The sequence below is a fragment of the Vibrio kyushuensis genome (genome assembly GCF_050337325.1).
Taxonomy (GTDB): Bacteria; Pseudomonadota; Gammaproteobacteria; order Enterobacterales; family Vibrionaceae; genus Vibrio; species Vibrio kyushuensis.
Window position 1 is genome coordinate 271,648 of record NZ_JAKJSV010000006.1, and the last position, 12,942, is coordinate 284,589.

The window sequence follows — 12,942 nt, forward strand, 5'->3', positions numbered from 1 at the left end:
GCTTTCTAATTATTGAACCGGGAATAATTTATTTAGCGCTCAACACTTCAGCTGGATTTAATTTGCTAGCCCTAGAAGCTGGATACCAAGTCGCGAGTAAACTTAAAGTAATGGCTGTCATCGAGACCAATAAAACATCATCTAGCATAACTTGAGAAGGCAGGAAATCAACGAAATAGATATCCCCCGATAAAAATTGATGATCAAGTACCGTTTCGAGCCCCTTAATGAGGGTCGTTAAATTAAAAGCCACCAGCACACCAACAATACTGCCGACAATACTCCCAAGCACTCCAGAAAATACACCTTGCCATACAAAGATGCGTTTAATCAGTCCATCTGTCGCGCCCATGGTGCGTAAAATAGCTATCTCACCTGCACGATCTTTAACGGCCATCATAAGTGTCGAAATAATATTAAAGCTAGCGACCCCAATAACAAGCACCATGACTAAATACATAATCGTTCTAACCAGTTGGATATCTCGGTATAAGAAACCAAACTTCTGTTGCCAACTGCGCAGGTACACATACTCTTCAAACTGATTACCTACATTTCGAACAATGTAAGTCGCATTGAGTACGTCATCAACTTTGATTGAAACGCCTGTGACTTTGTCCCCTAACTGCGCGTACTTTTGCGCATCCTGCAGTGGAATAATGGCTAGGTTGTGATCGATCTGACCGTTAAGCGTCAGTAGGCCTGCGACCTTTACTCTAACTCGTTTAGGTGCCTGCACTTTAGTTGAGCCATTAATAACAGGTAGCATCAAGGTCAATGATTCACCGACATCAACCCCAATCGCTTCTGCTACCCCTTTACCAAGAATGATTTGTCCGGAGCCTGCATGAAAGTCATTCCAGACGCTCTTATCAACAAACTCCATTAAGCTTGAGACACCACTTTCTAGCTCAGGCTCAATTCCTCGAACTTCTATCGCTTTTAGCTGTGAGCCTTTTTCCGCCAGTGCTGTTAATTTAATAAATGGGGCAGCTGCAAGTACCTGTTCATCAGCGTTCGCTTGTTTGACCATCTTAGGCCAATCTTGAATAGGTTTTCTCACCCCTTCAAACTCCCCATGGGAAACAACTGAAAGGACGCGGTCTCGTAACTCTCGTTCAAAGCCGTTCATCGCTGACAAACCAATGATGATCACCGCCACACCAACAGCAATGCCGATGGTGGATGAAAGAGATATAAATGAAACCATTTTATTTCGTTGTTTAGCTCTGCTAAATCGGCCACCGATAAACAGTGAAAGTGATGAGAACATTACGACTCCTCACTAACAGAAGCGTCATCTTGTATAAGTAAGCCATCTTGCATTTTCAACTGACGATCCATTTTTCCAGCTAACTCTCCATCGTGCGTCACCACTAAAAATGCCGTTCCAGACTCTTGATTTAGCTGTCGCATCAAATCATAAATGGCGAGCGCAGTGGCATGATCGAGGTTTCCAGTTGGTTCATCGGCTAAAACAAGGTCCGGTTTATTAACCAACGCACGTGCAATCGCTACTCGTTGACGTTCGCCACCAGAAAGTTCTGAAGGCCTGTGGTCAATACGATGTGAAAGACCTACTTTCTCAAGTAGCGCCCTAGCAGCTTCGTTCGCTTCACTGCGTTTAGTGCCACCAATTAGAAGCGGCATGGCTACGTTCTCTAAAGCAGAAAAGTCCGCTAAAAGATGATGAAATTGATAGACAAAGCCCAAGTGTCGATTGCGTATCTTTGCCTGTTTATTTGAACTAAGCTCGGCAAGGTTTTGACCAAGGAAAGTAACATGCCCTTCCGTACAATCATCCAAAGCGCCAAGGACATGCAATAACGTACTTTTGCCTGAACCCGACGTACCGATGATCGATACCAACTCTCCCTTTTCCAGATCGAAGCTAACGCCTTTAAGAACTTGAGTATCTAAAGAGCCATCATGATAAGTTTTGCACACATTGTGACACTGAAGAAGATTATTCATACCTTAAAGCCTCGGCTGGTTTTACTGAAGATGCGCGGTAAGAAGGAAAGAGCGTTGCCAATAAGCTAAGCACTACCGCTAGAATTACAACGATAACAATTTGAGATGGGTTGATAAGCACTGGTAAGGTCCCACCAACAGAGAACAGAGCAACGCCCATACTCTCTAAAATTGAATTAAGATTGGTAGCAAGCAACACGCCTAACGTGCCACCTGTTATTGCGCCAATAACACCGCTACTTGCACCCTGAACCATAAAAATGGCAAGGACTTGATGATCTGTCATGCCTTGAGTTTTTAAAATCGCCACTTCTGACTGCTTCTCCATCACCACCATTATAAGCGCTGAGATAATATTAAAAGCGGCCACACCTACTATCAAGCCAAGCATTAAGCCCATCATGTTCTTTTCCATTCGAACCGCTTGAAACAACTCTCCGCGCTGTTCACGCCAATCGCTCCAGAACCAGCCTTCAGGAAGCTCTTGATTAGATAGTTCCGCAACCTCAAATGGGTCATCAAAAAACAAACGCCAACCCGAAATCGTCTCAGAAGAGTAACGAAGTAACCTTGTTGCGTCAGTCATGTGCGTAACCATCAACTGAGCATCAACATCTGAACCTGTATTAAATAATCCAGCAACTGTAAAGTTACGTTGGCTTGGCATACGGCCAAATGGCGTATACTGGCTGGCACTTGTTACCATCAACCTTACTTTGTCGCCCGTAGACACGTTGAGCGAACGCGCCAAGCTATGACCTAGGAATACTTTGTACTCGCCTGCGGTTAAATCCGACAACTGGCCAGCGATTAAGTGATGTTCGATTGGATCATGCTCTTCAGGCAAAATACCGAGCATCATGCCTGCCGTGAGTTGTGATGGGCTTTGAATGACAGCTTCGCTACGAACAATCGGCTCAGGCGTTTTTTGACTCGACATCTGAGTAATAAATTGTGGGATCTCTTCTGTGAATTGAGTCTTGTTATTTTCTTGAGAAATAACAGCCTGTGGCAAAACCCCTAGAATTCGACTCTTAAGCTGAGCTTCAAAGCCATTCATAACAGAAAGAACTGTAATAAGAGACATCACTCCAATGGTAATACCCGCTGTCGACATATAAGAGACAAATCGACTAAATCTATCACCGGATCGTCCCCGAAGGTAACGTAAGCCGATATAGAACGAAATGGGAAGATGCATAGTGAAAACCAAACTAAAATGATCTGTCTACTGTAACGATTTACGAACTAAGGTTATAGCCCTATTTTGCTAAATATCGGTCAAATACACTTAATAACAGAGACATACCTTGATATGTTTGTAGCTATGACGATAATCTCATTACTTGCGACAAAAAGTCACGATACAAACTTCCTTCTATTGGCAATAATAAAAGGGTGAATCAACAACAATAAAAGGAACTCAATCATGTCAAAACAAGAGTTTTTTTCCGTCCACCATCAAATGACGGTAAATATCGAACCATTAGCGGCTGATTTTGTCTTTCCTTCAACTCAAGTTTTTGAGTCAGAAATCCCGACACCCTTTATCGTAGCCAGTGAATTTAGTCAGCTTGATCAACTCAGTGAATCCGCTCGGGTTGAATTAAAAAACAGTGACTTTAAACACGTTGTTCAGCTGTTGGATACTCAGAACTCTAAACTCAATTTACTACTGACTTTCATGCTCTCTCAGCAAGATGATGAACAATATCGAAACAAGACTCTCTCTTTCGGTGCTAGTCAGTTCTCTTACTGCAGTGCAACGCCACTGCCCGCTGAAACCAAAGTAAGAGTAAAATTATTCTTGGATCACCCTCCTGCGGCTATTTATTGCTATGGCACTGTCGACAGTATTGAAGAAAATGAACAAGGCTGGGAAACCACCGTTAGATACAGTTTGTTAAGAGATATAGATGAAGATCTACTCATTCGTGCAGCACTCCACCAGCAACAGAAACTCCTACGCCAACGTTCCCTTAATAGAGATAAATAAGTAACACACCATGACGACATCAAACATTCTTTCTCTATCGACACCACGTGGTGCTGGAGACAAAAAATTCATCGGTAACCTCAAGGGCTCAAGCCTTTCATTAGCGATTGCCGAGCTTGCGGACTTGCATCCGAGCCATACCTTATTAGCCGTCGCCGATCCGCAAACCGCCTTGAAGTTACATCAAGAAATCGAGCAGTTCACAGATCAAGAAGTCGCACTGTTTCCAGATTGGGAAACGTTGCCTTACGATAACTTCTCGCCTCACCAAGAGATTATTTCAGATCGTATAGCACGTCTTTATCAGCTGCCTTCGCAACACTCAGGGATAACTATCGTCCCGATTAGCACATTACTGCAGAAGCAATCACCACGCGACTTTTTGCTACAACACACGCTAATGGTCAAAACTGGTGACCTTTTTTCTCTGGAAAAACTGCGTATACAGCTTGAACAATCAGGCTATCGCCATGTTGACCAAGTGTTTGGCCCGGGTGAATATGCCAGCCGAGGTTCGATTCTTGATCTGTTCCCTATGGGGAGCCAAGACCCATACCGTATCGATTTCTTCGATGATGAAATAGATACCATCAGAACATTTGACCCAGAAAATCAACGCTCAATCGAAGATATCAAAGAGATACGTCTTCTACCCGCTCATGAATTCCCAACATCAGAATCCGCGATTGAAGATTTTCGAATTCGTTGGCGTCAACGCTTTGATGCTCGCAGAGAACCAGAATCCGTTTATATGCAGGTATCCAAAGGTATCTGGCCTGCTGGCATAGAATATTGGCAACCTCTTTTCTTTGAACGCAGTGAAAGTCTTTTCGATTACATGACAGCCGACAGTCAGTTGATTGTGGTTGGAGATATCGAACCCGCTATCGATACGTTCCTAACCGATGTCGAGCATCGATATGACCAACGTAATGTTGACCCGTTGAGACCTTTACTTCCTCCAACAGAGCTATGGTTAAAAAAAGATGAGCTGTTTAGTTACTTTAAACAACTTCCACAAACACTGCTTTCAATTGAAGAAATCGATAAAAAAGCAGGGCGAAGCAACCTTTCTATCGAAGCGTTACCTAATCTTGCCGTAGAGCACAAAAATAAAGAACCTCTAGCATTATTACGTCAATTTTCCGAAGCGTATCAAGGGAAGATCATCTTCTCAGTTGAGTCTGAAGGACGACGCGAAGCCTTGCTCGAATTGCTTCAAGCAATCAAACTACGACCTATTGAAGCCGACAGCTTTAGCGATGCAACGGCTAGCAAAGAGAAGTTCAACCTTGTTCTGGGCTCCTCTGAGTACGGCTTTATTGATTCAAAATCAAATATTGCCTTCATTTGTGAAAGTGACTTGCTCGGAGATCGCGTTGTTCAAAGACGCAAGAAAGACCGTAAAACAACCAACAGTGATTCGGTCATTCGTAACCTTGCTGAACTTAAAACAGGGCAACCCGTTGTTCATATCGATCATGGTATTGGACGCTACATTGGACTTCAAACGTTAGAAGCTGGCGGCATGGTTACCGAGTATGTAACTCTCGAATATCAAAATGATGCCAAGCTTTATGTACCTGTTGCTTCACTCAATTTAATTGGTCGTTACTCTGGCGGTGCTGAAGAGAGCGCACCGTTACACAAGTTAGGCGGCGAAGCATGGGTGAAAGCCCGTCGACGTGCAGCGGAGAAAGTTCGCGACGTGGCTGCAGAGCTTCTTGATGTTTATGCTAAGCGTGAACTAAAGCCCGGTTATAAATTTGTTCTCGATAGAGGCCAATACGCAACATTCAAATCTGGCTTCCCTTTCGAAGAGACAGAAGATCAGGCAACTGCAATTAACGCCGTTATGTCTGACATGTGCCAAGCAAAAGCGATGGATAGATTGGTTTGTGGCGATGTTGGCTTTGGCAAAACAGAAGTTGCCATGCGCGCAGCATTTGTGAGTACAGACAACGACAAACAGGTTGCAGTACTTGTCCCAACAACATTGCTGGCGCAGCAACACTTTGAGAACTTCAGAGACCGTTTCGCTAATTTGCCGATTCGAGTTGAAGTACTATCACGCTTTAAGTCAGCGAAAGAGCAGAAAGCCATCATGCAAGATGTCGCAGACGGCAAAGTTGATATATTAGTAGGTACTCATAAATTGCTCTCAAGCGATCTTCAGTTTAAAGATTTAGGTCTATTGATCGTCGACGAAGAACACCGCTTTGGAGTAAGACAAAAAGAGAAAGTCAAAGCGATGCGAGCGGATGTGGATATCCTCACGCTCACCGCAACACCCATTCCAAGAACATTGAATATGGCGATGAGTGGTATGCGTGACCTTTCGATTATCGCTACCCCTCCCGCACGACGACTCGCTATTAAAACCTTTGTTAGAGAAAGTGATGACGGCGTAATTCGTGAAGCGGTACTGCGTGAAATCATGCGTGGTGGGCAAGTCTACTTCCTACACAATCAAGTCGACACCATTGATAAAGTAGCCGAGAGCTTAGCCAAACTCATTCCAGAGGCACGCATAACAACCGCTCATGGTCAAATGAGAGAGCGTGAACTAGAAAGGGTGATGAATGACTTTTATCATCAACGCTTTAACCTTCTTGTTTGTACCACCATTATTGAAACGGGTATCGATGTTCCGACTGCGAACACCATCATAATGGATCGCGCTGATAATCTTGGTCTTGCACAACTGCACCAATTAAGAGGCCGTGTAGGTCGTTCGCACCACCAAGCGTACGCATACTTGCTCACTCCTCACCCGAAAGCGATAACCAAAGACGCAATCAAACGACTTGACGCGATTGCCTCTTTAGAAGACTTAGGCGCTGGCTTTACACTAGCAACACACGATCTAGAAATCCGTGGCGCAGGTGAACTACTGGGTGATGAGCAAAGTGGCCAAATTCAATCCGTCGGCTTCAATTTGTATATGGAAATGCTAGAGCAAGCCGTTGAAGCATTAAAAGAAGGCAAAGAACCCTCTTTAGATGAGCTGCTTCGTGAGCAAACAGAAGTTGAAATGCGCCTTCCTGCGCTATTACCTGACGACTACATCCCAGATGTGAATACTCGCCTCTCTATGTACAAACAGATCGCGAGCGTGGGTAGTTTAGGTGAGCTAGCGGAATTAAAGGTCGAACTTATTGACCGCTTCGGCACATTACCGGATGCGGCTAAAAACCTGTTGTCTGTTTCGGAACTTAAACTTGATGCTGCATCGATAAAAGTGAAGAAAATTGAAGCGCATGAGAAAGGTGGATATATTGAGTTCTATCCCGATGCTGACATTAACCCAATGTATCTGGTTAAACTATTGCAATCTCAGCCACAAAAATTTGCTATGGAAGGGCCTACCAAGCTCAAGTTTACGGTACCATTGGTAGATAGACGTGAACGCATTCGCTTTGTGGTTAATATGCTTAACGAGTTCCAACAGAATGTTCTTCCCAAAGCATAGATAGCGCGAGCTATTAATACGTAGTAAAGCTTAAATAACATCTGAATAATTGATAATTGGTCTTAAGTACCAATTGATGGAGTTGAAATGAAAAAACTGATCCCACTACTGCTCTTTTTGGTCTCAATGCCAACGTTGGCACAGAGACAATTTGATATAGAAGTGATCATTTTTAAACGTGCAGTTGATGCAGAAAAGACCAGTGAGTCATGGCCTGCAACTCAAACTGAAATCGATTTGACTAAAGCTGGCAGCTTCGCTGATTCAGATTATCGTCATTTAAAGGGAGTCAGTATGCTTCCTTATGACGAGTACCACCTAACCGATCAAGCGACATCACTTAAAAAGCATGCTGGATTTGAAGTTCTAGTACATAAAGCGTGGCGTCAGGGTGATGAAGGTAAAGCCTCTTCACCTGTTTTTCATATTCAAGCAGGCAGTGATTATTCAGAGGTCTTTAATCCTGACGGCTCTGAGAAATTAGCTTTCACTGAAGAGTCGCCGGTTGAAGGCGTTGTTGAACAGAGCTTTGACCAACCTCTATACGAGCTTGATGGCAAACTGCAAATCTATGTCCAGCACTATTTGTACGCTGAAACTCAGTTAGATCTAAAAAGCCCCGGTGTTCGAAAAGTAACTTTTGAAGAAAAACCGCTTGAGAACGACTTTAATGTCGCACAGTTAGACAGTGAACAACCGGAAACCAAGCCTTTAGAAGTAGATTCTACCGTTCTTGTTGGAAATATGAAAAATGTCACTCCGACTGTTGAAATTGAAGAGTACTTAAAAAGCTACCGTATGGATCAAAAACGACGTATGCGTAGTACAGAGACACACTACTTAGACCACCCATTGTTGGGGATCGTCATTCAAGTACGCCGTGTTGAACAGAGCTAAATTAAAATGCCCTCTTTTCGAGGGCATTAATTTGGGCTGCTTTCCGCTATGACTCCACAGTTCACGCTTTCCACACCTCGATTACAACTTCGCTTGATAGAACCTGACGAAGCGGAACTGTTTTGTACGAGTATCACTTCATCCCCCTCACTGCATCAGTGGGTAGACTGGTGTCACTCTTCATTTTCAAAGAAAGATGCAGAACGCTTTATTCTTGCTACTCGTCTAAATTGGGTGAGAGGCGAAGCTTACGGCTTTGGCCTGTTCAGGCACAGTGATAACCAATTGATTGGAATGGTAGCAATTAACGAGCTGTATCATACCTTTAATATGGCGAGTCTTGGCTATTGGGTTGCTGATGAATATCAACATCAAGGTTATGCTAAAGAAGCGACATTGGCCGTTATAGACTTCTGTTTTAATCTATTGAGAGTCACGCGACTAGAGTTAGTTTGCGACCCATTAAACTTAGCCAGTCATGCTCTTGCCAACAGCTGTGATGCCCAACAAGAGTCTCTTGCTCGCAATCGATTTATTTACGATGGTCAACCGAGAGATGGACTGGTGTTTTCACTAATACCACCTAAAGATATTTGAACTCATCGCACATCGTCTAGCCCATAATCAAAAAGAAGAGCCTATGCTCTTCTTTTTAGTTTTAGGGTTCTATCCCCCACTTTAGTGCTAAGGAAAGCTGAAACTTTAATGCAGCTTTAAGTTTGGCCTTAGTACTCGGTTTATTCGCCCAACAAGCATCATTAAGCCCGTTTTAACAGCACCGTGCAGCGCCATTTGATGCATTCTATAAAGTGAAATATAGACTACGCGAGCGATTCTACCTTCTACCATCATTGAGCCTTTTGTTAAGTTCCCCATCAAGCTACCAACAGTAGAGAAACGGCTTAACGAGACCAGTGACCCATGATCTTTGTACACATACGGCGTCAGTGGTTTATCTGCTAGCTTGGCAACGATGTTCTTATAAACGTGGCTCGACATCTGATGTGCAGCCTGAGCTCTTGGAGGTACGAATGCGCCATCTGTCTGAGTACACTGTGCCAAATCACCAATCGCAAATATAGAATCATCACGTGTCGTTTGTAGAGTCTCAGTCACGACTAATTGATTGATTCGGTTGGTTTCAAGACCCGCAATATCTTTGATGAAGTCTGGTGCTTTTATACCCGCAGCCCACACCATGATTTTCGCTTTGATTTTGTCACCATCTTTCGTCAACAAACCATCTTTGTCTGCTTGTGTCACCATCGTTGTGGTACGAACATTAACACCAAGTTTGGTAAGTTCTAAATGGGCAGCACTTGATATGCGCGGAGGTAAAGCCGGCAAAATTCTCTCTCCAGCTTCAACAAGGTTAACATTCAGCTTACTTGAGTCTAAGTCACCGAAACCGTAAGTACGTAGCTCTTTTACTGCATTGTGAAGCTCAGCAGAAAGCTCAACGCCTGTTGCCCCAGCACCGACGATAGCAATATCAACGCTGCCATTGCCGTTATTAGCGTGTAGTTTTAGAAACGCATTATTCATTTCAGTGCGGAAACGGTGCGCCTGCTCTGGGCTATCCAAAAAGATACAATTTTCACGTACACCTGGAGTATTAAAGTCGTTAGACGTCGAACCGATTGCCATCACCAAAATATCATAGCTAAGATCACGAGTCGGCATAAGTAGTTCACCATGCTCATCTTTTAGCTCACTTAACGTGATGCTTTTTGATTCTCGGTCGATACTCTCTAGGCTACCCATTTGAAAATCAAAACCATGGTTTTTAGCATGAGCACGATAGCTTAAAGCGTCAACGCCGGCATCAAGAGAACCGGTAGCAACTTCATGTAATAGTGGTTTCCATAAATGACTCGCTTTTCTATCAACAAGTGTGATCTTTGCTGTCTGTTTTTTCCCTAATTTTCGGCCAAGTTTAGTCGCTAACTCTAAGCCACCAGCACCACCACCTACGACAATAATTTTCGTCATAACAATAAATCCTTAATTATAAAAAATACTGTACTCATCTCGATGGCATCAAGATGAAAAATCAATTCATGTAGGGTTCGAATATTTAGAAAGAAACGTTTTTTGGATTAACAGCGCAAGGCGCTAAATGACACATGTTCTAGTTAAACTTTTATTGATATTTATCAAATAATTTTTATAATTTCTATTATATAGAGGATTTAATGGAAGGCAACTATGAATTTGTACCTTATGAAGAGCAAAAAAAAACGCTATGTGAATACATAACGTTTATATGAATAAGTCTAATGTGATCAGCTATCTTTAAAAGCTTTCATTGCCTGCAAATGTTGAGAAATCTTTTCAAACTTGTGCTTTTGGTTTTCATCCCAAATGATTTGATAATACGCTTCAAGCTCTTTCGCAGTTTTAGCACTATCTCGTATCTCGTCGTTGGTTGAGAGAATGACTAAGCAGCTTCCTTCATTCTTTGCACGAAATTTTTCGACGCACTTGGTCGCGATATCTTCATACTCTTCAGGGCGATCAATACGACCAGCCATATTCTCTTGCGGATGAAGATTAGGGTTAAACATAACTTGTTTAATCCCGCATAAGAATCCAATTCGTTCCGCCCAGAAGGCGCCTAACCCAACACCACAAATCAAGATTTTATCGTCAGAAGCTTGATCGACAACCTTATGTACTTCTTTGAGCAAGTGCTGCATATCATGCTTTGGATGTAGTGTACTGTAGTTAATGAAACGAACATCGTCATCAATAAACTGCAACTGCAATATTTTCTCGTGATTTCCAGGGCTTGTTGAGTCAAATCCATGTAAATATATAATCATAATAACGTTCCCCGTTTTTTCTCAATCTAACACGAACTGTTGGTATTTAAAGGCTTACGCTTTGAATTGGCACTTTGAATCCTTAAAACAGTGATCTTACCATCACTGTGCATAATAATTCACCAACATCTCGTACTATATTAAAGAGTGTCTTTATTCTGAAAGCTCACGACATAACTCATTTATCAACGATTGTGATTCAGTTGAAAATTTCTCATCACCCCAAAGTTGATAAGCCAATTGAAACCACAACATTGACATCATCTTAACCCGAGGAAGCCAAGCAAGCACACCTTCAACCCAGTCATCCACACCGTCAATCTCTCGAAGCTGGCAATATCGGTAGACAGACTCCAAGGGTTTTTGTTGCGTGACATGAATACTCAAGGTTAAATCTAACCTAGGATCGGCTATTGATGCGTACTCCCAATCAATGACTCGATTAGTCACCTCTGTTTTCACCATGTTGTAGCCTGCCAAATCGAAATGACACAATACAGCTCCTACATCGGCCAAATTTGGGGCACTTCGAAGACGCAGATAAAGAGATTTAAGCTCTTCACTTTTGTGCTCTTCATCAAGTTGCAACCAATAGTGATCGACTCTTGCGGTAAAACTAAAAGGGGCGACAGGGACTCTAGCGGTATCGAGCTTATGAATCAAAACCAGCGTTTTTAACAATGAGTCAAAACTTAAGCCGGATGTAAGAGAGTCTCCTTCAATCCACTCTACGAGCAATCCGTGTTCATTAACGAAAATAGCTTTAGGGCCGATATGAGAAGATTCGATGGACGAGAGAAGCTGATATTCTTGAAAACGAGAGATAGCAAATGCAGTGGTGATAGGTGTGGTTGGTCGCCAAACATAACACTCGTTGTTGGGTAACACGACCTTCCAGCAACGATTGGTCAATCCTCCAGTTAACGTTTGCGCATAACTGGGGGAAAGACTAAAGAAGTGATCAAGCGATTGTAATGAACGATCTAATACGCAAGCTTCTTGCCAAGACATTCTAGCCATACACCACCTCTTTAGTCGTTGATACCACATACAGATTAGCTATATGTGGACCAACTCAATACTTAGAATCTACAGTCCAAGGAAACTCTTTGATTCTTGTTTACGAATCTCTGTTTCATCTGCCCACTCGATAAGACCTGTTTCAAGGTCCATCAGTCTCATGGTCATCTTGTAGTAAACGTCTTTATCACTACCGGCATTTTTCACGATACTTGATAGGTTGCCATAAAGCATGTACTGCGCTCCAACCATTTTACCAAACTGAATCGCCGTGCTTTGATTAACAAGTTCATCATTATTTTGGAAGTTTAATTGTTCACGAACAGACTCTACACGGTCCATGTCGACAAAACGGAACTTACCAGAGTTAAGCATTTTAGTGCTGATAGAATCGGTAATGGATTCTGTATCGATATGTTCAGTCGTTTTGTTTTTAATACGCTCAACAAAAACGATCGGACGATCATTTTGAGTGATGTAAGAAACCGAACCAGACATCATCATGCTGTCTATCATTTCACCAGCGATCGTTTGAAGATCTGTTGAGCCAAAATCGATCGTTGTTGTTTCTACGGCTTGCGAGTCACCGTAGCTTACTTTGTTTGAACAACCACCTAAAATAACCGCTAAGCCTAGTAGTGCTATTACACTTTTTTTCATCTTCATATACCCTTTTTTCTCTGCTTAAGAGAAAGCTTATACTTCAAACGAGCGTCAATTAACGCTGTTCTCGTTCACCTTACAAAAACTCATCAAAC

The 12,942-nt window shown here is 42.7% G+C and carries 11 protein-coding genes; 4 read left to right on the plus strand and 7 right to left on the minus strand.

The features are described 5' to 3' along the window. Positions 1–28: 28 nt before the first annotated feature. The 3 genes from lolE to lolC are packed head-to-tail and all read right to left on the minus strand — an operon-like array spanning position 29 to position 3,175. Positions 29–1,273 (minus strand): lipoprotein-releasing ABC transporter permease subunit LolE, encoded by a 1,245-nt coding sequence (gene lolE, locus L4D20_RS14815; protein ID WP_428802377.1) that lies wholly within the window; start codon positions 1,271–1,273, stop codon positions 29–31. Continuing rightward, the gene (lolD, locus tag L4D20_RS14820) at positions 1,273–1,974 is read right to left on the minus strand and encodes a lipoprotein-releasing ABC transporter ATP-binding protein LolD (RefSeq protein ID WP_428802378.1); all 702 of its coding nucleotides are present in this window, start codon (positions 1,972–1,974) and stop codon (positions 1,273–1,275) included. The genes lolE and lolD overlap by 1 nt, the downstream gene beginning before the upstream one ends. Next, entirely contained in the window at positions 1,967–3,175 is a 1,209-nt protein-coding gene (gene lolC, locus L4D20_RS14825) for a lipoprotein-releasing ABC transporter permease subunit LolC (protein WP_428802379.1), read from the minus strand. Before lolC ends, lolD begins: the two co-directional genes overlap by 8 nt. A 228-nt stretch (positions 3,176–3,403) precedes the next feature. Between lolC and L4D20_RS14830 the strand changes: the two genes are divergently transcribed. The 4 genes from L4D20_RS14830 (at position 3,404) to L4D20_RS14845 (ending at position 8,936) form a co-directional block, all read left to right on the plus strand. Then, on the plus strand, positions 3,404–3,970 hold the full coding sequence (locus L4D20_RS14830) for a PilZ domain-containing protein (RefSeq protein ID WP_428802380.1): 567 nt from the start codon (positions 3,404–3,406) through the stop codon (positions 3,968–3,970). A 10-nt stretch (positions 3,971–3,980) separates the two neighbouring features. Beyond that, entirely contained in the window at positions 3,981–7,442 is a 3,462-nt protein-coding gene (gene mfd, locus L4D20_RS14835; protein WP_428802381.1) for a transcription-repair coupling factor, read from the plus strand. Between the two features lie 87 nt (positions 7,443–7,529). Beyond that, positions 7,530–8,339, plus strand: coding sequence for a peptidoglycan binding protein CsiV (locus L4D20_RS14840; protein ID WP_428802382.1), 810 nt, complete (start codon positions 7,530–7,532; stop codon positions 8,337–8,339). A gap of 48 nt (positions 8,340–8,387) precedes the next feature. Beyond that, on the plus strand, positions 8,388–8,936 hold the full coding sequence (locus L4D20_RS14845; protein ID WP_428802383.1) for a GNAT family N-acetyltransferase: 549 nt from the start codon (positions 8,388–8,390) through the stop codon (positions 8,934–8,936). A 105-nt stretch (positions 8,937–9,041) separates the two neighbouring features. Here the strand turns inward: L4D20_RS14845 and L4D20_RS14850 are convergent, their stop codons facing one another. The 4 genes from L4D20_RS14850 to lpoB all read right to left on the minus strand — a co-directional run bounded on the left by L4D20_RS14850 (position 9,042) and on the right by lpoB (position 12,844). Continuing rightward, complete coding sequence (locus L4D20_RS14850; protein WP_428802384.1) at positions 9,042–10,331, minus strand: NAD(P)/FAD-dependent oxidoreductase; 1,290 nt, start codon at positions 10,329–10,331, stop codon at positions 9,042–9,044. A 293-nt stretch (positions 10,332–10,624) separates the two neighbouring features. After that, positions 10,625–11,164, minus strand: coding sequence for an alpha/beta hydrolase YcfP (gene ycfP / locus L4D20_RS14855; protein WP_428802385.1), 540 nt, complete (start codon positions 11,162–11,164; stop codon positions 10,625–10,627). 153 nt (positions 11,165–11,317) lie between these two features. Further along, a complete protein-coding gene (locus L4D20_RS14860; protein ID WP_428802386.1) occupies positions 11,318–12,184 on the minus strand; it encodes a phosphotransferase in 867 nt (288 codons plus the stop codon). A 69-nt stretch (positions 12,185–12,253) separates the two neighbouring features. After that, positions 12,254–12,844 carry a penicillin-binding protein activator LpoB gene (lpoB, locus tag L4D20_RS14865; RefSeq protein WP_248007912.1) on the minus strand — a complete coding sequence of 197 codons (591 nt, stop codon included), beginning with the start codon at positions 12,842–12,844 and terminating at the stop codon, positions 12,254–12,256. Positions 12,845–12,942 lie beyond the last annotated feature (98 nt).

Bases quoted from the DNA above. Each gene is read 5' to 3' on its own strand.
- lolE (WP_428802377.1), bottom strand. From the start codon at position 1,273: ATGTTCTCATCACTTTCACTGTTTATCGGTGGCCGATTTAGCAGAGCT.
- lolD (WP_428802378.1), bottom strand. From the start codon at position 1,974: ATGAATAATCTTCTTCAGTGTCACAATGTGTGCAAAACTTATCATGAT.
- lolC (WP_428802379.1), bottom strand. From the start codon at position 3,175: ATGCATCTTCCCATTTCGTTCTATATCGGCTTACGTTACCTTCGGGGA.
- L4D20_RS14830 (WP_428802380.1), top strand. From the start codon at position 3,404: ATGTCAAAACAAGAGTTTTTTTCCGTCCACCATCAAATGACGGTAAAT.
- mfd (WP_428802381.1), top strand. From the start codon at position 3,981: ATGACGACATCAAACATTCTTTCTCTATCGACACCACGTGGTGCTGGA.
- L4D20_RS14840 (WP_428802382.1), top strand. From the start codon at position 7,530: ATGAAAAAACTGATCCCACTACTGCTCTTTTTGGTCTCAATGCCAACG.
- L4D20_RS14845 (WP_428802383.1), top strand. From the start codon at position 8,388: ATGACTCCACAGTTCACGCTTTCCACACCTCGATTACAACTTCGCTTG.
- L4D20_RS14850 (WP_428802384.1), bottom strand. From the start codon at position 10,331: ATGACGAAAATTATTGTCGTAGGTGGTGGTGCTGGTGGCTTAGAGTTA.
- ycfP (WP_428802385.1), bottom strand. From the start codon at position 11,164: ATGATTATATATTTACATGGATTTGACTCAACAAGCCCTGGAAATCAC.
- L4D20_RS14860 (WP_428802386.1), bottom strand. From the start codon at position 12,184: ATGGCTAGAATGTCTTGGCAAGAAGCTTGCGTATTAGATCGTTCATTA.
- lpoB (WP_248007912.1), bottom strand. From the start codon at position 12,844: ATGAAAAAAAGTGTAATAGCACTACTAGGCTTAGCGGTTATTTTAGGT.